At 55.7% G+C, this 20,584-nt stretch carries 15 protein-coding genes; 8 read left to right on the top strand and 7 right to left on the bottom strand.

Going from position 1 to position 20,584, the window contains the following annotated elements; translation table 11 throughout:
- Positions 1–64 precede the first annotated feature (64 nt).
- Both GN242_RS10145 and GN242_RS10140 read left to right on the top strand, forming a co-directional pair.
- Positions 65–1,393, top strand: a complete 1,329-nt coding sequence (locus GN242_RS10145) for a glycoside hydrolase family 10-like protein (protein ID WP_374189834.1) — start codon at positions 65–67, stop codon at positions 1,391–1,393.
- Between the two features lie 241 nt (positions 1,394–1,634).
- Positions 1,635–1,997 (top strand): cupin domain-containing protein, encoded by a 363-nt coding sequence (locus tag GN242_RS10140; RefSeq protein WP_156287410.1) that lies wholly within the window; start codon positions 1,635–1,637, stop codon positions 1,995–1,997.
- Between the two features lie 15 nt (positions 1,998–2,012).
- Here the strand turns inward: GN242_RS10140 and GN242_RS10135 are convergent, their stop codons facing one another.
- Entirely contained in the window at positions 2,013–2,477 is a 465-nt protein-coding gene (locus GN242_RS10135; protein WP_156287409.1) for a GNAT family N-acetyltransferase, read from the bottom strand.
- A gap of 175 nt (positions 2,478–2,652) precedes the next feature.
- Here GN242_RS10135 and treZ point away from each other — a divergent pair, with 175 nt between their 5' ends.
- The 3 genes from treZ (at position 2,653) to glgX (ending at position 9,110) form a co-directional block, all read left to right on the top strand.
- A complete protein-coding gene (treZ, locus tag GN242_RS10130; RefSeq protein WP_156287408.1) occupies positions 2,653–4,440 on the top strand; it encodes a malto-oligosyltrehalose trehalohydrolase in 1,788 nt (595 codons plus the stop codon).
- Positions 4,437–6,962 carry a malto-oligosyltrehalose synthase gene (gene treY / locus GN242_RS10125; RefSeq protein WP_156287407.1) on the top strand — a complete coding sequence of 842 codons (2,526 nt, stop codon included), beginning with the start codon at positions 4,437–4,439 and terminating at the stop codon, positions 6,960–6,962. Before treZ ends, treY begins: the two co-directional genes overlap by 4 nt.
- A 72-nt stretch (positions 6,963–7,034) precedes the next feature.
- The gene (glgX, locus tag GN242_RS10120) at positions 7,035–9,110 is read left to right on the top strand and encodes a glycogen debranching protein GlgX (protein WP_156287406.1); all 2,076 of its coding nucleotides are present in this window, start codon (positions 7,035–7,037) and stop codon (positions 9,108–9,110) included.
- 31 nt (positions 9,111–9,141) lie between these two features.
- Here the strand turns inward: glgX and GN242_RS10115 are convergent, their stop codons facing one another.
- Positions 9,142–9,351, bottom strand: a complete 210-nt coding sequence (locus GN242_RS10115) for a YMGG-like glycine zipper-containing protein (protein ID WP_133846571.1) — start codon at positions 9,349–9,351, stop codon at positions 9,142–9,144.
- A gap of 276 nt (positions 9,352–9,627) precedes the next feature.
- Here GN242_RS10115 and fhuE point away from each other — a divergent pair, with 276 nt between their 5' ends.
- Complete coding sequence (gene fhuE, locus GN242_RS10110; protein ID WP_154751207.1) at positions 9,628–11,817, top strand: ferric-rhodotorulic acid/ferric-coprogen receptor FhuE; 2,190 nt, start codon at positions 9,628–9,630, stop codon at positions 11,815–11,817.
- A 41-nt stretch (positions 11,818–11,858) separates the two neighbouring features.
- On the opposite strand, the gene GN242_RS10105 is transcribed toward fhuE, so the two are convergent.
- Genes GN242_RS10105 through GN242_RS10085 form a run of 5 tightly spaced genes read right to left on the bottom strand, consistent with a single transcriptional unit; the run spans position 11,859 to position 17,282 of the window.
- Entirely contained in the window at positions 11,859–12,977 is a 1,119-nt protein-coding gene (locus GN242_RS10105) for a Gfo/Idh/MocA family protein (protein WP_154751208.1), read from the bottom strand.
- A gap of 21 nt (positions 12,978–12,998) precedes the next feature.
- The gene (gene iolG / locus GN242_RS10100; protein WP_156287405.1) at positions 12,999–13,994 is read right to left on the bottom strand and encodes an inositol 2-dehydrogenase; all 996 of its coding nucleotides are present in this window, start codon (positions 13,992–13,994) and stop codon (positions 12,999–13,001) included.
- A gap of 49 nt (positions 13,995–14,043) precedes the next feature.
- Complete coding sequence (locus GN242_RS10095; protein WP_156287404.1) at positions 14,044–15,024, bottom strand: hydroxyacid dehydrogenase; 981 nt, start codon at positions 15,022–15,024, stop codon at positions 14,044–14,046.
- Position 15,025: 1 nt separating this feature from the next.
- The gene (locus tag GN242_RS10090) at positions 15,026–15,838 is read right to left on the bottom strand and encodes an HpcH/HpaI aldolase family protein (protein ID WP_154751211.1); all 813 of its coding nucleotides are present in this window, start codon (positions 15,836–15,838) and stop codon (positions 15,026–15,028) included.
- 10 nt (positions 15,839–15,848) lie between these two features.
- On the bottom strand, positions 15,849–17,282 hold the full coding sequence (locus GN242_RS10085) for an NAD-dependent succinate-semialdehyde dehydrogenase (RefSeq protein WP_154751212.1): 1,434 nt from the start codon (positions 17,280–17,282) through the stop codon (positions 15,849–15,851).
- Between the two features lie 393 nt (positions 17,283–17,675).
- On the opposite strand from GN242_RS10085, the gene GN242_RS10080 reads away from it, so the two are divergent.
- Positions 17,676–18,593: a MurR/RpiR family transcriptional regulator gene (locus GN242_RS10080; protein WP_156287403.1), complete on the top strand. Its 918-nt coding sequence runs from the start codon at positions 17,676–17,678 to the stop codon at positions 18,591–18,593.
- A 146-nt stretch (positions 18,594–18,739) separates the two neighbouring features.
- Positions 18,740–20,584 carry a 3D-(3,5/4)-trihydroxycyclohexane-1,2-dione acylhydrolase (decyclizing) gene (iolD, locus tag GN242_RS10075; protein ID WP_154751214.1) on the top strand — a complete coding sequence of 615 codons (1,845 nt, stop codon included), beginning with the start codon at positions 18,740–18,742 and terminating at the stop codon, positions 20,582–20,584.

Here is a 20,584-nt window from a genome sequence, read left to right as displayed (position 1 = left end):
AGAATGAATCTTTACGCTCAACTATCTGAAAAAACCGGAGTTTACCATCACCCGTTGTCGCCGCATCTCCCCTGTTAAACCTCTGAAGCTGGCGGGTGCACTTATTGCTGCATCGCTGTTACTGGTCAGCTGTTCTTCCGGGCCGCCGAAATCGCTGGTTACCCCGCTCCCGCCCGTTGCAAAACCACCGCTGCCAACAAAACCCGGGCATAATCAAGAGCCGATGCGCGGAGTCTGGCTGGCCACGGTTTCTCGTCTCGACTGGCCGCCGGTGACATCGGTGAATGTCAGCAGTGCTGCGCTGCGCATCAGCCAGCAGAAACAGGCGCTGACCGATAAACTGGATAAGCTTAAAAGCCTCGGTATTAACACCGTATTTTTCCAGGTCAAGCCTGACGGGACTGCCCTGTGGGCCTCAAAAATTTTGCCGTGGTCTGATATGCTGACCGGAAATATCGGCGAGGATCCAGGCTACGATCCGTTGCAGTTTATGCTGGATGAAGCGCATAAGCGCGGCATGAAAGTTCACGCCTGGTTCAACCCTTATCGCGTATCGGTGAATACCAAACCCTCTACCGTTGCCGAACTCAACCGCACATTATCGCTGCATCCCGCCAGCGTTTATGTACTGCATCGCGACTGGATCCGCACCTCTGGCGATCGTTTCGTTCTTGATCCTGGCATTCCGGAAGTGCGCGACTGGATAACCAGCATCGTGGCCGAAGTCGTGGCGCGTTACCCTGTGGATGGCGTGCAGTTTGATGACTATTTCTATGCTGAATCCCCGGGTTCCACGCTCAATGACAGCCAGACATTCCGGCAATATGGTCAGGGGTTCAGCAGCAAAGCAGACTGGCGGCGACAGAATACTCAGCTCCTGATTGAACAGGTTTCACGCACTATCAAACAGTTAAAACCTGACGTTGAGTTTGGCGTCAGCCCGGCGGGCGTCTGGCGCAATATCTCACATGATTCCGCAGGTTCAGACACTCGCGGCGCGGCTGCCTATGATGAGTCCTTCGCCGATACCCGCCGCTGGGTTCAGCAGGGCTTGCTCGACTATATTGCCCCGCAGGTTTACTGGCCTTTCTCACGTCAGGCTGCACGCTATGATGTGCTGGCTAAATGGTGGGCTGAGGTGGTAAAACCGACGAAAACGCGTCTGTATATTGGCATTGCGCTGTATAAAGTTGGCGAACCGTCGAAGAACGAACCTGACTGGACAGTACAGGGCGGTGTGCCCGAGCTGAAAAAACAGCTCGACATGAATGAGTCTCTCGCGGGCATCGACGGCACCATCCTGTTCCGGGAAAACTATTTAAATCAGCCCCAGACTCAGCAGGCAGTCAATTATCTGCAAAGCCGCTGGGGCCATTCATCCGTTACCCGCTAAAATCATCATCAGGATCAGCAGCCTGGCACCCTGCCGATCCTGCTCTTATATCTGCTTCTCTTACGAAAGATTCTACCAAACTCACCTCTTTTTCAGTCTGAAAGTGTTTTCAGGCGGTCAATAAATTCAGTTATGTTTTAAGTAAACCCTTTAATCTGAACAACAAACCGGCATAAATGGCCGCTGGTATTTATGCGGCACACAGATAACAATGACACTGTCACTTTAAAGGATCAATAAGATGAAAGTTCAAAAACTAGAGCAACCCGCCACCATGAAAAATCTGGAATCCTGGGGAACGGTCGATGGCCTGCCAGGCAGCGGAACCATTGCGCTATCGGGTGTGCAGAAAGTTATTCCGGGAAAGGAAGAAATTGATTGCGGAATTTTCGAATGCGGCGTGGGGAGCTATCGGCGCTCGGTGAAACAGGCAGAGATAATGCATTTTCTCGGCGGCACCGGCTCCTTTACCCCTGACGGGGAACCAACGTTAGCCTTTAAACCCGGCGACTCTTTCTTTTTTGAGGCTAACACTGAAGGCACCTGGGTCGTTGAAACGCAGATGCGCAAGCTCTATGTCATTTTTGATACTGAAGCGCGATAAAGAGATATAAATCTTCTATATCAGCACCTTATGTAGTTTGTAGTTAATAAAACTCTGCCCACGCACTGATACCTGCTGGGCTTCAATCAGCTGAAACCCCTGACGGGTGAAAAAGGGTTTGGCGGTGATGCTTGCCTCGGTAAATATTACCGGAATACCCATTTTCACCAGCTGCAACTCCAGCCATTTCAACAGGGCTGTTGCCACACCGCAGCGCTGGTGTTCAGGATGGATAAATAACATATCCAGATGCCCGTCAGATTCCACATTGCCAAATCCGGCTATTTCTCCATGACGAATAACCAGCCAGCACTCGCTCTGTTGAAATTTCTGCTGCCAGTCTTCCCTGTCAATCTGCACCCAGGCGTCGATCTGTTCAGCGCTGTAATCCCGTGAAGCAATTTGACGCACTGCGCCCTCAAAAAGTGCAATTACCGCATCAAGATCGCTGGCCCGGAATGCTCTGATACTGATGTTCATCTGTTCTCGACCTATCCTTGCATTCCCACTTATCACTATATCTTAGTCTATGATTGTTATGTCCTGAACACTATCCAGAACCCGATATTACCTTTCCGACAAATGCTTACTAACAGCGGCGACAATGAGTTGCCGGCTGGCTATCCCTTACTACTGGATAAAATGAGGATGATAAATGGAAACCCGATCATTTCTTAAAAGTTGGGGAGCCGAATTTGTGGCTGCCGATACCGTACGTTTTCGTCTCTGGGCCACTGGCCAGAGTAAGGTAACTCTCAGACTTTCTGGTACAGACAGAGAAATGCAGCCAGCGGGCGATGGCTGGTTTGAGCTTCAGGTTAGCGGTGTTGCCCCGGGGGCGGAGTATCATTTTGTTGTTGCCGATGGCATGACGGTGCCGGATCCGGCTTCCCGTGCGCAGAAAAATAGTGTTGAAGGCCCTTCCCTGGTTATCGATCCCAATGCTTATTCATGGCAAAACACCCATTGGGCAGGCCGTCCATGGGAGGAAACCGTTGTCTATGAACTGCATATCGGCACCTTCACGCCGCAGGGAACCTTCAAGGCTGCAATGGAAAAACTCCCCTACCTTGCAGATCTCGGAATCACCATGATCGAAGTGCTGCCTGTGGCGCAGTTTGGTGGCGATCGGGGCTGGGGCTACGACGGCGTTCTGCTTTATGCGCCCCATTCAGCCTACGGCAGCGTGGATGATTTTAAAGCCTTTATCGATGCTGCCCACGGTTACGGCATTTCTGTGGTACTGGATATCGTGCTCAACCACTTTGGCCCGCAGGGTAATTACCTGCCGCTGCTTGCTCCTGATTTCTTCCACCAGGAGCGTATGACGCCCTGGGGAGCGGGCATCGCCTACGATGTTGATGCCGTGCGCCGCTATATTATTGAAGCGCCGCTCTACTGGTTACAGGAGTTTAACCTCGACGGCCTGCGCTTCGATGCCATCGATCAGATAGAAGACAATGCCGACAACCATATACTGATTGAGATTGCCCGGCGCATCCGCACAGAAATTCCTCAGCGTCCGATCCATCTGACCACGGAAGACTGCCGCAACGTTATTTTCCTTCATCCACGCGATGAAGACGGCAGCGCCCCGCTGTTCAGCGGCGAGTGGAATGATGACTTCCACAATGCAGTACATGTTTTCGCTACCGGTGAAACGCACGCCTATTATCAGGATTTTGCCAGCCAGCCAGAAAAAGGTGTGGCGCGAGCGCTGGCCGAGGGATTTGTCTATCAGGGAGAGATTTCAAAACAGTCAGGTGAGCCGCGAGGCGTAGACAGCCGCAGCCAGCACCCGACGGCCTTTGTTGATTTTATCCAGAACCACGATCAGATCGGCAACCGGGCGCAGGGTGAAAGACTTATCTCTCTTGCCGGAGCAGAGCGAACCAAAGTGCTGCTCGCCACCCTGTTGCTGTCGCCACATATTCCGCTGCTGTTTATGGGTGAAGAGTACGGTGAGAGCAACCCCTTCCTGTTTTTCACCGATTTCCACGGCGATCTGGCCCGGGCGGTACGTGAAGGCCGGGCGAAAGAGTTTGAGGGGCATGCGGGGCACGAAGGCGAAAGCGTACCCGATCCAAACGCAAAAACCACGTTTGATACCTCTAAGCTCGACTGGCAAAAACAGGAAAGCCAGCACGGCATCGCATGGCTGGCATTTACCCGACAACTGCTGGCGCTGCGCCAGCAATATATTGTGCCGCTGCTGGCGAATCCAGGCGGAGGTCAAGGCCAGGTGGTGAGAACTGCCCCAGGCTTTCTGGCGGTGAGCTGGAGATTCCCACAGGGAACACTCTCGCTGGCGCTGAACATTGGTGCTGACACTCAGCCACTGCCGGCACTGCCCGGTGAGACGATTTTTGCCTGGCCGCAGCCAGCACATGAGCTGCCGCAGCATTCAATAACTGTTCGTTTTCAAGCGGGAGATGCAAAGTGACCATTCCAACCGCGACTTATCGTATTCAGTTCCGTAACGGCATGACCTTCGATCGCGCCGCTAGCCTGGTTCCCTACCTCAAGCAGCTTGGAATCAGCCATCTTTATGCTTCGCCGATCTTTACCGCCACGGCCGAATCAACCCACGGCTATGACGTGACTGATGCTAATGAAATTGAGCCATCAATTGGTGGCCGCGCAGGCTTTGATCGTATGGTCACTGCGCTGAAAAATGCCGGACTTGGCCTGATTCTCGATATCGTACCAAATCATATGGCGGCCTCGCTGGAAAACGCCTGGTGGCGCGATGTTATAGAGAACGGTGAGAACAGCCGTTACGCGCGCCATTTCGATATCGACTGGTCGCGGCGTCTCACCCTGCCATTCCTCGGCGATGATTTTGATACCGCGCTGGAAAATGGTGAGATTCAGATCAAAGCCGACCCGGCCACCGGCAGACCCGCGCTGGCTTATTACGATGCACTCTACCCGCTGACACCCGACAGCTGGCAGGGGCGCGAAAGTGAAATACTGGCGCTGCACGATCGCCAACAGATCGCCGAACTTCATCAGCAGCAGCCCTGGCGCTTGATGCACTGGCGTGACGCTGCCGGTGAACTCTCCTACCGTCGCTTCTTTGAAATCACCGGACTGGTGGGAGTCAGGGTTGAGGATGAAACGGTCTTTGATGATACACACCGCTTAATCCTGGAACTGGTTCATAGCGGCGCGGTCGATGGCCTGCGAGTGGATCATGTTGACGGCCTGGCGGATCCACAGGCCTACCTGATGCATCTGCGCCAGAAAGCCGGGGAAGAGTGCTATATCACCGTGGAAAAAATCCTCGGTAAAGATGAGCATCTGCCGGAGGACTGGCCGGTTTCGGGTACGACAGGCTATGAATTCATGGCGGCACTCTCCGATGCGCTGGTTGATGGCAGCAAAATCGGTGCACTGCGCAAAATTTATAACGATGTGGTGGATAAGCCGGTGAATATGACCGCCGAGCTGCGAGCGGCCAAGCTGCTGATGGTCGATAAAAACTTTGCCGGAGAATTCAGCACGCTGCTGGGCATTGTCTGCGATATCGCCAGCAGGGAGGGACTGGTACAGGAGGAGAATAGCCTGCGCCAGGCCCTGCGCGAGCTGCTGGTCGCCTTCCCGGTATACCGCACTTATGGTACCGCGCACGGCCTGTCCGCTGCCGATCGCGCACTGCTGCACACCGTTGCCAACACGGTAAAAAACAGTATCACAGCCCCGGATCCGGCCGCGCTGGAGGTTATTTTACGCATTCTTGCCGGGGATGACCTCTCAGCGGAGGTACTTGACCAGGCCACCAGGTTCCGTATCCGTTTCCAGCAGCTGACAGGCCCTCTGATGGCAAAATCAGTAGAGGACACGCTGTTTTTCCGCCAGCATATGGCGCTGGCGCTTAATGAAGTTGGGGCAGAGCCGCTGCCGCGAGCATTCTCTCTTGGCCGCTTTCATAATGAGATGAAAACTCGCCTTCAGCGCCAGCCGGATGCTCTTTCTGGCACCACCACGCACGATACCAAACGCGGCGAAGACGCCCGGGCACGGCTCTACACGTTGTCAGAAGCGCCGGAACACTGGGCGGCGTGTGTCTCGCACTGGAGCGAGATGAATAGCAGCCTGGTAGTAACGCTTGATGATGGCCCGGCACCCAAACCCTCGGTGGTCTGGATGCTGTATCAGGCGCTGGCGGGCGTCTGGCCTGCCACCTTACAGCCGGGAGACAGTGCCGGACTGGCAGCGCTGGAAGAGCGCTTTGTCACCTATGTACAGAAGGCGCTGCGCGAGGCGAAGCAGCGCACCAACTGGACGGCGGTCAATGATCCTTACGAGAACGCAGTGCTGGACTATGCGCGCCATCTGCTTTCCCCCACCAACGCCCTGTTCCTGCAAGATTTCACCGCTTCACTCCGGCCCTTTATTCTCGCCGGGCTGGTTAACAGCCTGACCCAGACCGTGGTGAAGCTTGCCGCTCCGGGAGTACCGGATATCTATCAGGGAAGTGAGACGCTGGATTTCAGCCTGATCGATCCTGATAACCGCCGTGAGCCGGATTTTGCTGCGCTGGAACGGATGCTGGCCGGGGGTAAAACCCCGCCCGATACCTCACTGCCACAATGGTTGAACGGCCAGCTGAATCAGCATGTGATCGCTGCCCTGCTGCATCTCCGTCTGGCCAGACCGGCGCTGTTCCGTCGTGGTGATTACGTCCCCCTCAGCGCTCATGGCAGCCGTGAAGATAACCTGATTGCCTTTGCCCGCGTCAACAGTAGCGATGCGCTGATCGTGATCGCCCCACGTCTGGTACTTAACCTGGCGCATCAGCACCCTGCTGAACCGTTAAGTGATACCACCCTCGCTCTGGCTGCGCCGCTTGCCCGGCGTCGTTACCGTAATATTCTCAGCGGCGAAGTGACCTTCCTCACTGACCGGATCACCCTTACCGGCCCTGAGGAAGGAGTGCCGATTGTGCTGATCAGTGAATAAACATCTGAATTTAACCAACGGATGCTGTGTATCGCCATGGCATCCCATCTGCGACCGGATAAAGAGAAAACAATGACAACCGAACATCCATTTGCAATAGAACCAGGGTTAAGCCACCAGCTCGGCGCCAATTATGATGGCCGGGGAGTCAATTTTGCCCTGTTTTCCGCGCACGCGGAGCGCGTTGAACTCTGCCTGTATGATCCGAGCGGCCAGCAGGAAATCGCCCGACTGGATCTGCCCGAATATACCCACGAGGTGTGGCACGGCTATGTACCCGGCCTGCAGCCTGGCGCACTGTATGGCTATCGTGTCTACGGCCCTTACGATCCGGAGAACGGCCATCGTTTTAATCCCAATAAGCTGCTAATTGATCCTTATGCCCGCGAGCTGTCGGGGGATATTGAGTGGAATGAAGCCCATTTCGCCTACGATCTTTATGATGATGAGAAGGATCTGACCTTTGATACCCGAGACAGCGGGCCGTATACGCCTAAATGCCGGGTGATCGACCCGGATGAATTTAGCTGGCGCGATGAAAATCGTCCGGTTATTCCCTGGGCAAAAACGGTGATCTACGAAACCCATGTTAAGGGATTCACCCAGCTTAACTCCGCCGTGCCCGAAGAGCTGCGTGGCACCTATGAAGGGATGGCCCATCCGGCGTGCGTAGAATATATCAAGAGCCTGGGCGTCACTTCGGTGGAACTGCTGCCGGTGCACTGGTTTCCCGACGATCAGCACCTGCTTGATAAAGGGCTGAAAAACTTCTGGGGCTATAACACCCTCGCCTTTTTCTCCCCGGCTTCACGCTACTTTGGCCCGCGTGGAATACAGGGCTTCCGTGATATGGTGCGCGCTTTCCACGATGCCGGAATCGAGGTGATCCTCGACGTGGTATATAACCACACCGCAGAGGGAAACGAACTGGGGCCAACGCTCTCATTCAAGGGCATTGATAACTTTTCCTACTACCGCACCTTGCCTGAACAGCACCGCTATTACATCAACGACACGGGTACCGGCAACACGGTAAATACCTCCCATCCGCGCGTGTTACAGATGATTATGGACTCGCTGCGTTACTGGGCTGAATTGATGCATATCGACGGTTTTCGCTTCGATTTAGGGACTATTCTCGGCCGTGAGCCGGGAGGTTTCGATCCCCGCGGTGGCTTTTTCGATGCCATCATGCAGGATCCGGTGCTCTCCCGGCTGAAGCTGATTGGTGAACCCTGGGATATCGGGCCGGGTGGCTATCAGGTCGGGGCTTTCCCTCCTGGCTGGGCCGAGTGGAACGACAAATATCGTGATACGGTGCGGGAATACTGGAAAGGAGACAACGTATCGACGGAGTTTGCTGCCCGCCTGTTAGGCTCGGGCGATCTCTACGATCAGCGTGGCCGGCGTCCCTGGGAGAGCATTAATTTTATTACCGCCCACGATGGTTTTACGCTTAATGACCTGGTCTCTTACAACGAAAAACATAACGAGGATAACGGCGAAGATAACAATGACGGTCACAACGATAACCGTTCATATAACTACGGTGTCGAAGGGCCAACGGATGATGCCGGGATTAACGCCGTGCGCGAGCGTCAGAAGCGTAACTTCCTCGCTACGCTGCTGTTCTCCCACGGTACGCCGATGCTCCAGGCGGGAGATGAGTTTGGCCGCAGCCAGCAAGGCAATAATAATGGCTACTGCCAGGACAACGAAATTTCCTGGATTGACTGGGACAATGTGCCAGAAAGCGGTGAAATGCTGCGCCAGTTTACCCGCCAGTTAATTGCACTGCGAGCCAAACAGCCGCTGCTGCGTCGTGAAAGCTGGCGCGATAATATGGAGATCAAATGGTTTAACGCTGGCGGAGGTTTTCAGCAGCCGGAGCAGTGGGATGAAGGCTCCACGCTTGGCGTCTATATTGGCCGTGCGGATCTGACTGAAGAGGATGGCATCTGGCATGACGTGCTGATGCTGTTTAATCCGTTTGAAGGCAATGTGCCCTTCCTTATTCCTCAGTTTGGAGAAGGTGGCTGGGTGCTGGAGCTTTGCACATCGGAGAGAGCAAAACCCGGCCAGGTGATCACCAAAGAGAAGAATGTCGAACTGGAAGGCCGCAGCATTGCCCTTTACCGCAGACCGTAACGTGTCACAAATCTAACAGCAACGGGTCAGCTTAACGGCTGACCTGATGCCCGATCACCCCGCCAATCGCTGCACCGCCGAGCGTTCCCCAGGTACTTCCCCCGGTCAGAACCGCCCCACCGACTGCCCCCACACCGGCACCGATCGCCGTATTTCTGCCACGATGAGACATGCCACAGGCTGTTACTGAAAGCGTAACCAGTAGAACAATTGCAATAGTACCGCTGCGTTTTAAAAGCATCACAAACCTCACCGCCATAAGAATAATGGCATGTAAAAAAGTTAAACGTTTTATTCTCTTTTCCATTTCCGCTGGAAGCACCTGCTCCTTTCGCAGCAGAATATAAGCTTTGTTCCTGGCGTCGGGCAGGTAAAAATTCTGATAAAAAGTGGGACTTTTTCACACTTAGTGTTGCAGGGCGGGAAAAAATAGTGAGAATGTTCTCAAAAGAAAATGATTATCATAATCATTACTATTGACCTTTGGCTATGCCATATTCGCTCACAAGGAAAAACCATGTCTTCCCGCACCAGCAGCACTTCCCGCTCAGGGGCTATTGCCACGCGCCTGCGCGTACCGGGTAACAAAAAAGCCCTCTCCATCTCGTTGCTGGCGCTGGCGATCCATGCTCTGATTAATCCGGCGCTGGCTGAGGAAACCGCCTCCCCGCAGGAGCTGGTGGTCGATGCCACTGCCGATGAGTCCGCTGCCAGCGAGAAACAGGATTACACGGTTAAAACCACGCGTGCGGGTACAAAAATGCTGATGACTCCGCGTGATGTGCCGCAGTCATTAAGCGTGGTGACTCAGCAGCGGATGCAGGATCAGGATCTGCAAACCGTGGGCGAAGTACTGGATAACACTACCGGCATCGCGACACAGCTGATCGACAGCGAACGCTCCGCCTATTTCTCACGCGGTTTTCAGATTACCAACTATACCTTTGATGATATTCCCACCTCGGCGGCGGATAACTGGAACTACGGCGACGCCGGAGAAGACACTGCTATCTATGACCGCATCGAAGTGGTACGCGGAGCTACCGGGCTGATGACCGGCGCAGGCAGCCCTTCGGCATCGGTAAATATGGTGCGTAAGCACGCCGACAGTAAAACCGTGAGCGGAAATCTGAGCGCCAGCTACGGCAGCTGGAACAAACAGCGCTATGTAGCCGACCTCTCCGCTCCGCTGAATGAAACCGGCAGCGTACGCGGCCGGGTGATTGCAGGCTATCAGGATCAGGACAGCTGGCTGGATCGCTATCATAAAAGCAAAAAGTTCCTCTATGGCGTGCTGGACGCCGACGTTACCGACAGCACCACGGTGTCCCTTGGTTACGACTATCAGGAGAGCAACACCGGCAACCCTACCTGGGGTGGCCTGCCCGCCTGGTACAGCAACGGTTCCCGCACCGGTTTTGACCGCAGCACTAACTCAGCGGCAGACTGGACGCGCTACAGCCTCGATTCACGTAAAGTCTTTGCCAACGTGACGCACAATTTTGATAACGGCTGGACGTTCCGCGTCAATGCCACCCACTCCGAGCAGACCTTTGCCGACAAGCTGCTCTATGTGATGGAGTTCCCCGACCGGGTCACCGGGCAAGGCGTCAGCGGCTATGGCAGTCTGGATCGCGGCAAGCGCCAGCAGGAATCGGTTGATACTTACGCCAGCGGGCCGTTCCGGCTGCTTGGGCGTCAGCATGAACTGATGGCGGGCGTCAGCTACAGCCGCCAGCATAATCAGGCTTACAGCGTTGACGGCGCGCTGGACTATGCGCAGATGGGCAGCTTTAACGACGGCTGGAACGGCAGTGTGCCGGAGCCTGAATGGGGTGACTGGTATCTGAATGCCGATGATGTGGTGCGGCAGAAATCGGCCTATACCGCGGCACGCTTCTCACTGGCAGATCCGCTGTCGCTGATCCTCGGGGCGCGCTACACCCAGTGGAGCACCGTCGGCAGCAGCGGCAATATGAATAAGAACAACATCACCCCTTACGGTGGCCTGGTATACGATATCAACGAGGCCTGGTCTGCCTACGCCAGCTATACCTCGGTGTTCCAGCCGCAAACCTATCGCGACAGCGACGGGCGCTATCTCTCCCCGGTCACCGGTAAAAACTACGAAACGGGCCTGAAGTCCGACTGGTTTGATGGCCGTCTGACCGCCACCTTCGCACTGTTCCGTATTGAGCAGGAGAATGTTGGCCAGGCCGATGGCAGCCGCTTTGTTAACGGCTCCAGCGAGCAGGCTTACGTCGCGGCAAAAGGCGCGGTGAGCAAAGGCGCGGAGTTTGAGCTGAACGGTGCCGTGACCGATAATCTGCAAATGACTTTCGGTGCCACGCGCTATGTGGCGAAAGACGCTTCCGGCCGCTTTAACAGCAATATGCCGCAAACCTCGTTTAAACTGTTCTCACGCTATCGTCTGCCGATGTTGCAGGATCTGACGGTTGGCGGCGGCGTTAACTGGCAAAATCGCACCTTCCAGGATGCAACGGGTGCCGATGGTCAAACCACCAGGATCTATCAGAGCAGCTACCCGCTGGCCAATCTGTTTGCCCGCTATGAAATCACCCGGCAGCTGGCAGTACAGGCGAACATCGACAACCTGTTCGACCGCAGCTATTACTCCTGGGCCAGTGATTATGTGGTTTACGGCGAACCGCGCAGCTATTCGGTCAATCTCTCTTACGCCTTCTGATCAGCCAGCCCCGGTAAGTGAGCCGGGGCAATATTATGCTGTTACAGAGTGAGCCAGCGCTGCTCACGGGAGGAGCGTATGGCGGTATCGATAATCTTCTGAATTTCCCACGCTTCACGGAAATCCGGCCCGCTCACCGGCTGACCGGCCACCGCACGCAGGAATTCGGCAATCTCAATGGTTTTAAGATCGTTAAAGCCCAGCTGGTGACCCGGTGCCGGGCAGAATGCGCCATAAGGGGCATGCTGCGGCCCTGCTTCTATCTTCCGGAAGCCCCGCTGTCCGCCGGCAGTATCCGTGTTGTAATAGTGCAGCTCATTAAAACGCTCCTGAGTAAAGTGCAGTGCTCCCAGGGTGCCGTAAACCTCAAAGCCCAGCTGCATATTGCGCCCGGTCGCCACCCAGCTGGCTTCGATACTGCCTTTACAACCGCGTGCGAACTCGACGGTCAGCCGGGCGATATCATCAACTTCAACTTTACGCAGCCCCTGCGCGCCAGAGAGAATCGGACGCTGCTTAATTACCGTCTCCAGATCGGCCTGAACCGCCACCACCGGGCCAAGCAGATAACGCGCCATTGCCACAATATGACTGCCGAGATCGGCCACAGCCCCCGCACCACCTGCCGGATCAAGACGCCATGACCATGGCGTCAGCGGCGAGGCCATAAAATCCTCCGCATGAATCCCGCGAAAACTGACAATATCCCCCAGTTCGCCGCTGTCGATCATCGTTCGCGCCAGCTTAATCATCGGGTTTTTCAGGTAGTTAAAACCCACCTGGGTGATCACCCCCTGCGCTTCTGCCGCCAGCGTCATAATCCGTGCATCATCACTGTTCGGGGCGATGGGTTTCTCACAGTGAACGTGCTTACCCGCCTGAATAGCCGCCAGAGCCTGTTCAAGATGGAAGCGGTTCGGCGTGGTAATCGATATAACGTCAATCTCCGGATCGTTAATCAGCGACTGCCAGTCGTCGGTTGCACGGCGAAAGCCAAAACGCCGGGCGGCATTCTCTGCCGCAGCCTTATCGATATCTGCTACCGCAATCAGCTCCGGTATCACCTCTCCGGGCAGAATAGCCGCCGCCGCACGGTACGCCAGCGCGTGTGACAGCCCCATAAAACCGGTGCCAATAATGCCAATTCCTGTCTTCTTCATGGTTCTTCTCCTGAACAACAATCAATCAACGCTGACTGGTTTACCGCTTTCCACTGAACGCTGCGCGCACTCTGCAAGTTTCAACGCCATGACGCCATCCCAGGCGGTAACGGGCACCGGCTGTGCACCGGTTGCGGCCTGAATAAAAGCATCCATTTCATGGCGATAGGCGTCTGCATAGCGCTCAAGGAAGAAGTTGACCAGCGGCTCCCGGGCTTCGGTCAGCTGGTGAGTAAAGCGCCGGACGCTGGAGGCGCGCATATTGTCATTCAACAGCATCCCCGCCGATCCGTAGACCTCCAGCCGCTGGTCGTGACCGTATACCGCCTGACGGCTACAGTTGATATGGCACTGCTTGCCGGAAGCGGTCACCATCTGCACCATACAGGTGTCCACATCGTTAAACTCCGCCAGCGCAGGGTTCAGCAGGCGGCTGCCAGAGGCATAAACGCTGACAGGCTCTTCGCCCAGTAACCAGCGCGCCATATCGAAATCGTGGATCACCATATCGCGGAAAATTCCGCCGGAGTGGCGCAAATAATCAACCGGGGCAAAGCCCGGATCGCGGCTGGTAATCATCACCTGATGTACCTCACCCACTTCTCCCCGGACGATGGCCTGGCGGATCTGCTGTGCGCTTGGATCAAAGCGGCGGTTGAACGCCACCATCACCGGCACCTGAAGCGTGGCGAGTTCTTCGCTGGCTCGACGGGCGCGATCTAAATCCATATCTACCGGTTTTTCACACAGCACGGCTTTACCGTTACGCGCCGCCGCCAGCATTAAATCCACATGCGTATCGGTGGGCGTGGCAATAACCACGGCGTCGATTTCCCGGTCGTTAATTAACTCCAGCGGATCTTTTACGGCGTTGGCCCCATATAATTTCGCCAGCTGTAGCGCATTATCAAAATAGGGGTCGGCGATAGCAACCAGCGTGGCCAGCGGGCTGGCGGCTATATTGGCGGCATGGATCTTCCCGATGCGGCCCGCACCTAATACGGCTATTTTCAGCATATGTTATTCCTGTACAGAGTAGATGTTATTTTTTATTTATCGCCAGAAATTAAATAGCGTCCGCCTTTTTTATCTGGCGTTGATTAACAATTAAATTATCGTCGAGGGTTCCGTTAAAATAATTAATAATATTATTTACTGCGGATACCGACATCCTCATTGCCGCTTCCTGCGTCAGCCCGGCTGAGTGTGGGCTGAGGATCAGGCGTTCACTCCCCAGCAGCAGCGGAGAGTCTGACGGCGGAGGTTCCTGGCTAAAGACATCCAGCCCGGCTCCGGCCAGTTTATGATTTTGCAACGCCACCACCAGCGCCTTTTCATCAACAATGCCCCCACGGGCGGTGTTGATCACAATGGCCTCCGGCTTCAGCAGCGCCAGCTCGGCACGCCCCAGCAGCGGCTTACTGTCGCTGAGTGGCAGATGTACCGTCAGTGCATCGGCCATTTTCAGCCCTTCCTCCAGTGTTTCAACGCGCTGAACCTTTAGCGCACTGAAGATCTCCGCCGCAACATACGGATCCCACGCCACTACGTGCATATTAAAGCAGCCCGCCATACGCGCCACCTCACGGCCAATACGGCCAAAGCCCAGCACCAGCAGCGTGCGTCCGGACAGCTCAATAGCGGAAAAACTGTTACGGCAGTTCCAGTTACCGCTGCGGATGCTGGCATCATAGATACGCACCTGCTTTGCTACCGCCAGCAGCAGTGCCAGCGTATGTTCCGCTACCGACAGCGAGTTCACGTCACCCACGATAGTCAGCGGAATGCCGCGCTGATTCAGCGCCGCCACATCCACCGCGTCATAGCCGACGCCGTGCCGTGATACCACCTGAAGCTTCGTCCCGCGGGTGATTTCCGTTGCGGTCAGCGGCTGGGTGCGCAGCAGCAGCGCATCGGCGTTAGCAATAAACGGCGCATAGCTGGCGGTACTTACCTCATCCACCAAATCCCAGGTGAAGCCCGGGGTATTTTTCAGAATGGATAAACCTGCATCATGAATCTTCCCGGCAATCAGTACATGAGGCATCTCAGTACCCTCCTTTGTGCACTTCAGCAGCCGATGCCGCGCCGGTCAGCTGGCGAAACTGCCCGACGCTGGCGGTGGCCGCAGAGCGCAGCAGCTGTACATCATTCGACACCGTCACCAGGTCAAAACCCCATTGTGCTGCACGGGCGGCATACTCCGGGCTGCCGTTATGCAGTCCGGCGCGGATCCCCGCGCGATGTGCGCAGGCGAGGATCTGCTGAATGGCCGCGACAATTTCCGGTTCATCCCGGTCGAATCCGGTACGATATGTTCGCCCGGTCAGACCGAGCGTCAGATCTGCCGGCCCAATATAGATACCGTCCAGACCCGGGGTATTGACGATCGCCTCAATGTTTTTCACCGCCTCTGCGGTTTCAATCATTGCAAAGCACAGCACCTCGTTATCGGCGTGCTGGCCGTAGTCCTGTCCGGCGGAAAAGCTGACCCGCGTCGGGCCAAAACTGCGCGTACCCAGCGGCGGATAGCGTACGCAGGAGACCAGCTGCCGCGCCTCTTCAGCATTGTTAATCATCGGGCAGATAATGCCGAAAGCCCCGGCATCCAGCGCCTTCATAATGTCCCCCGGCGCCAGCCAGGGTACCCGCACCATGGGCGTAACGCCGCTGGCCCGCATCGCCTGTAGCATAGTGGTGGCCGTTTCATAGCCCACCAGCCCGTGCTGAATATCAATAGTGACCGAGTCATAGCCCTGCGCCGCCATTATTTCAGCGGTAAACGGGCTGGCTACCGACAACCAGCCGTTGAGCACCGTGTGCCCCTCCGACCATAAACGCTTTACGTTATTGGCAATCATTGCGGTTTCCTTACAGGACGACCTGCGTCAGTTTGACGTTCATATATTCGAGGATGCCTTCACTGCCCCCTTCACTGCCCATTCCGCTGGCCTTGATACCGCCAAACGGCACATCGGCCGAAGCCAGCGCAAAGCTGTTGATACCCACCATACCCGCCTGCAGCTGTGCCGGGACGCGGCGAATTCGCGCTGCATCACGGGTAAAGGCATAGGCCGACAGCGCATAATCACTGCGATTGACCCGCGCCAGTACCTCATCTTCATCACTGAAGGTGGTGATAGCGGCAATCGGTCCGAAATTCTCTTCCGCCAGCGCCAGCGCCTCTTCCGGCACATCTGCCAGCACCGTCGGGGCATAGAAAAATCCCGGCGTCCCCGCGATACGATGACCGCCGGTAACCACGCGCGCGCCCTTCTGCCGTGCATCTTCAACAATTTTTTCAATCGCCGTCAGACGACGCTGATTAATCAGCGGGCCCATTTCGCTGCTCTCATCCTGGCCGTAACCCACTTTGATGGCCTCCGCACGCCGGGCAAAACCCTCAATAAAGGCCTGCGCCACCGAATGATGAACATAGAAGCGATCCGGCGTAACGCAGACCTGTCCGCAGTTGGCAAACTTGGTCGGCACCGCCATATCCAGCGCCTTCTCAATATCGGCATCTTCGAAGACGATCATTGGCGCATTGCCGCCCAGCTCCATACTCAGGCGCTTGATGGTGGCGGCGGAGTCGCGGATCATCTGCTGGCCAATGGCGGTTGAACCGGTGAGCGTCACTTTTCTGACTACCGGCGAGTCGATCAGCGGCTGATAGGTGTTAGCGGTAACGCCCACCACCATATTCACCACTCCGGACGGGATCTCCGCCTTTTGCAGACAGGTCATAATAATGCTGGCACAGCCCGGCACTTCGCTGGATGGGCGCAGCACCACGCTGCATCCCGCCGCCAGCGCAGGGGCGACTTTGCGGGCAATCAGCACCACCGGGAAGTTCCAGGCCGTAAAAGCCGCTACCACGCCAACGCCCTGATGAGAGACTTCACAACGCCCGCCGGGCACACGGCTTTCAACAATTCGACCATAAATACGGCGCGCCTCTTCGGCATACCAGGTGAACTGGTCGATCGCCAGCGTCCATTCGCGGCTGGCCTGCGCCAGCGGTTTGCCGCTCTCCAGGGAGATAATATGTGCGGCCTGTTCGCGCACCTGCTCCATCTCGTGAGCTACACGATGCAGCTTGCTGGCGCGCTCCCAGGCAGAAAGCTGCTGCCATAAAGGCAGTGCCGCCGCCGCGCTGGCAATGGCGTCCAGCGTGTCCTGCTGTGAAGCACCGGCAATCTCTCCCAGCTTTTCATTACGTCCGGGATCGGTAACGACGATGGTTTCTTTCCCCTGACCTTTACGCCAGGCACCGTTAATAAACTGCCCATATTTCTCGTACATGATGCGTTTCCTGTTTCCTGCCGCCAGCCTGCAACCGGCCGATGTAGTGAACACAGCGGGTGTTAAAATTCCATCGTCCCGCTACACAAGTAAATAACATAGTTGCAATTACCACGGATGCGCAATAAAAATTGCAAAGGGCTGATTCAATGAAACATCAGCTCTTTTTAGCCGAAAAAATCTCAATTACTCTATTGATTTTAAACAGTTTATTTTCCCGGCATTCGTTGGGCCACGGCGCGAAAAACCGCATAAGAAAGAATAATCAAATGTGAAATATCAGAATCAGATCACGCTTTTCGCTATTAGTGTTGCAACATAAATTGAAATGCAATTTTAGTTGCGCTAGCTTGAAGAGAAGATAAGCAGAATTGAATTTAAGGGCATGACGTTATGGCGAGTCGTAAAGAGACGACCAACAATAGCTCCCCACCTCATCGTAATTACGAACAGGTGGTGAATGATATTACCGAGCGTTACCCGCAGCTGTCTGACCGTTTTCAGCAGGTGGCCCGCTTTATTACCCAGAATCCAAATGCCGTGGCGCTGGAATCAATTAATGCCATTGCCGCCCGCTGTGAGCTGCACCCTTCTACGCTGGTGCGCTTTGCCCAGCATTTTGGCTACAGCGGCTTTAAACAGATGCAGTCGGTATTTCAGACGCGGCTGGCAACCACTGCGCCGGGTTACAACGAACGTATCGTCGCGCTGGAAAATGACCTGCAAAAAAATGAGAAACAGGGAAGCCTCGGCTTTCTGCAAAACCTGGTGGTGCGTGATATCGCCACCTTGCAGGGAATGCTGGAAGGGATCGCCGCCAGCGACCTGGATAGCAGCGCGCAGCTCCTGAGCCGCGCTGAAACTATCTTTATTGCCGGTCAGCTGCGCTCCGAGCCGGTGGCAATTCTCCTGCGCTACCTGCTGACCATGTTAAACCGTAAGGTGATCCTGCTGGACACCCCCGGAGGGCTGGCACCGCATATGGCAATGAATATGACTCAGCGCGATGTGCTGGTTGCGGTCTCCTTCCGCCATTACGCGCAGGAAGTGGTCAATATCAGTGAGATCGCCGAACAAAAAGGCGTGCCGACCATCGCCATCACGGACAGCGTGTTATCGCCACTGGCGAGAAATGCCAGCGTGCTGTTTACCATTCCAGAAGAGGAGTACAGCTTTTCCCGCTCGCTGGCGGCTCCGGTTTGCCTGGTACAGTGCATGGCGCTGGCGCTGGCCGCCGCGCTGCATCCGGAAGAAGAACAGCCACGTATTGAGACGCTGACTGAACGCACCCAGCGGTCGGCGGCGAAATAGATCGACCCTGAAGCGGAAGGCGTATATTCCCCTTCCGCCCGGGGTCATTACGACCATTTTTTGCAAAGAAAATTGCCGAAACAAGATTAAAGCAACTTAAATTCCATAAACAGCCTGTTTTCCAGGCCCTACAGCAGGTAGAAATTATGTCGACGTATCGTTGTACCACCGCACAGGCCGTGGTTCGTTACCTCAGCAACCAGTTTATTCATGTCGATGGTGAAGAAGTACCGCTGTTTCCCGGCGTGTTTGGCATCTTCGGCCACGGTAACGTCACCTGCATTGGTGAAGCGCTGGAAAGCGTGCAGGATGTGCTGCCAACCTGGCGCGGCCAGAATGAACAGTCAATGGCGTTTGCCGCAGCGGGGTTTGCGAAAGCTCGCCTGCGTCAGCAGATTATGGTGGTCACCGCCTCTATCGGCCCGGGCACCACGAATCTGCTGACCGCCGCAGGCGTGGCGCACGTCAGCCGCCTGCCATTTCTGATGATCTGCGGTGACGCCTTTGCCCGACGTCATCCGGATCCGGTAATGCAGCAGATCGAGCATTTTAACGATCCAACGCAGACGGTAAACGATGCCTTTAAAGCCGTCACCCGCTACTGGGATCGTATCACCTGGCCTGAGCAGATCCTTTCTTCGCTGCCGCAGGCAGTGGCTACCATGCTCGATCCGGGCGACTGCGGTCCGGCGTTTATCGGCCTGTGCCAGGACGTGCAGGAGATGGCGTATGACTATCCGGAAGCGTTCTTTACCCGCCGTGTGCATGCGATCCCACGTCCGCGCCCTGACCACCAGCTACTACAACAGGCCGCTGAACTGCTTTCGCAGGCCAAACGTCCGCTGATTATCTCTGGCGGAGGTGTCCGCTACTCCCGTGCCGAAGCCGAACTGGAAGCGTTTGCCCATACATGCGGCATTCCGGTAGTCGAAACCATCGCCGGTAAAGGCACCTTCACCCATGATCATCCGTTAAATATTGGCCCGGTCGGGATCCTCGGCTCCACCTCAGCCAATGCGCTGGCGGCGAAAGCAGATGTGGTGATCGCCATCGGCACCAGGCTGATGGATTTTGTCACCGGATCCTGGACAGTATTTGCCGCCGACGCGCGCTTTATTGCCCTTAATGCCGCCCGTTTCGATGCCAATAAACACCTGTCGCTGCCGCTGGTGGCGGATGCGCGTGAAGGTATCCGCGAGCTGCATGCGGCCCTGAAAGATTACCGTGCTGAAGCGGGCTGGTTACAGAGTGGACAGACCGCCTTTGCTGCCTGGAATCAGCTGATTGCTGAAAAACAGCAGCGCACCGCTACCGGGGACGCTCCCAGCTATGCGCAGGTGGTGGGCGTGGTCAATGAACGCGCCGCCGCAGAAGATTATGTGATTACCGCCGCCGGAGGGCTGCCGGGTGAGCTGGTTAAAGGCTGGAAGGTGAAGAACCCCGGTACCTTTGACTGTGAGTTTGGCTTCTCCTGCATGGGCTATGAAATATCCGCAGGCTGGGGCGTTGCCATGATGGAGCAGCCGCGCGATGTCTTTGTACTGATTGGTGACGGCACCTACATGATGATGAACTCCGACGTCTACTCCAGCGTCCTCTCCGGCCACAAGATGATCCTGCTGGTATGCGATAACGGCGGCTATGCGGTGATCAACCGTCTGCAAAATGCCAAAGGCGGTGCATCGTTTAATAACCTGCTGAAAGACTGCCGGGTGACAGAGCCGTTCCACGTCGACTTTGTTGCCCATGCGCAATCGATGGGAGCACTGGCGCGTAAAGTTAGCAGCCTGGACGAACTCTCAGACGCCATTGACTGGGCAAAATCTAACGATCGCACCACGGTGATCTGCATTGACACCCATCCGCATCAGTGGACACCGGGCGATGCATGGTGGGATGTAGGGGTGCCGGAAGTCAGCGCCCGCGAAAGCGTTAACCAGGCCCGCCGCGAACACGAGGCCGGGCGTAAAAAACAGCGTATTGGTATTTAA

It is taken from the genome of Erwinia sorbitola, from assembly GCF_009738185.1.
GTDB lineage: Bacteria > Pseudomonadota > Gammaproteobacteria > Enterobacterales > Enterobacteriaceae > Erwinia > Erwinia sorbitola.
The sequence above is the reverse complement of the archived record's forward strand: the minus strand, read 5'-3'. Positions and strand labels throughout refer to the sequence as shown.

Bases quoted from the DNA above. Each gene is read 5' to 3' on its own strand.
- GN242_RS10140 (WP_156287410.1), top strand. From the start codon at position 1,635: ATGAAAGTTCAAAAACTAGAGCAACCCGCCACCATGAAAAATCTGGAA.
- GN242_RS10135 (WP_156287409.1), bottom strand. From the start codon at position 2,477: ATGAACATCAGTATCAGAGCATTCCGGGCCAGCGATCTTGATGCGGTA.
- treZ (WP_156287408.1), top strand. From the start codon at position 2,653: ATGGAAACCCGATCATTTCTTAAAAGTTGGGGAGCCGAATTTGTGGCT.
- glgX (WP_156287406.1), top strand. From the start codon at position 7,035: ATGACAACCGAACATCCATTTGCAATAGAACCAGGGTTAAGCCACCAG.
- GN242_RS10115 (WP_133846571.1), bottom strand. From the start codon at position 9,351: ATGCTTTTAAAACGCAGCGGTACTATTGCAATTGTTCTACTGGTTACG.
- fhuE (WP_154751207.1), top strand. From the start codon at position 9,628: ATGTCTTCCCGCACCAGCAGCACTTCCCGCTCAGGGGCTATTGCCACG.
- GN242_RS10105 (WP_154751208.1), bottom strand. From the start codon at position 12,977: ATGAAGAAGACAGGAATTGGCATTATTGGCACCGGTTTTATGGGGCTG.
- iolG (WP_156287405.1), bottom strand. From the start codon at position 13,994: ATGCTGAAAATAGCCGTATTAGGTGCGGGCCGCATCGGGAAGATCCAT.
- GN242_RS10095 (WP_156287404.1), bottom strand. From the start codon at position 15,024: ATGCCTCATGTACTGATTGCCGGGAAGATTCATGATGCAGGTTTATCC.
- GN242_RS10090 (WP_154751211.1), bottom strand. From the start codon at position 15,838: ATGATTGCCAATAACGTAAAGCGTTTATGGTCGGAGGGGCACACGGTG.
- GN242_RS10085 (WP_154751212.1), bottom strand. From the start codon at position 17,282: ATGTACGAGAAATATGGGCAGTTTATTAACGGTGCCTGGCGTAAAGGT.
- GN242_RS10080 (WP_156287403.1), top strand. From the start codon at position 17,676: ATGGCGAGTCGTAAAGAGACGACCAACAATAGCTCCCCACCTCATCGT.
- iolD (WP_154751214.1), top strand. From the start codon at position 18,740: ATGTCGACGTATCGTTGTACCACCGCACAGGCCGTGGTTCGTTACCTC.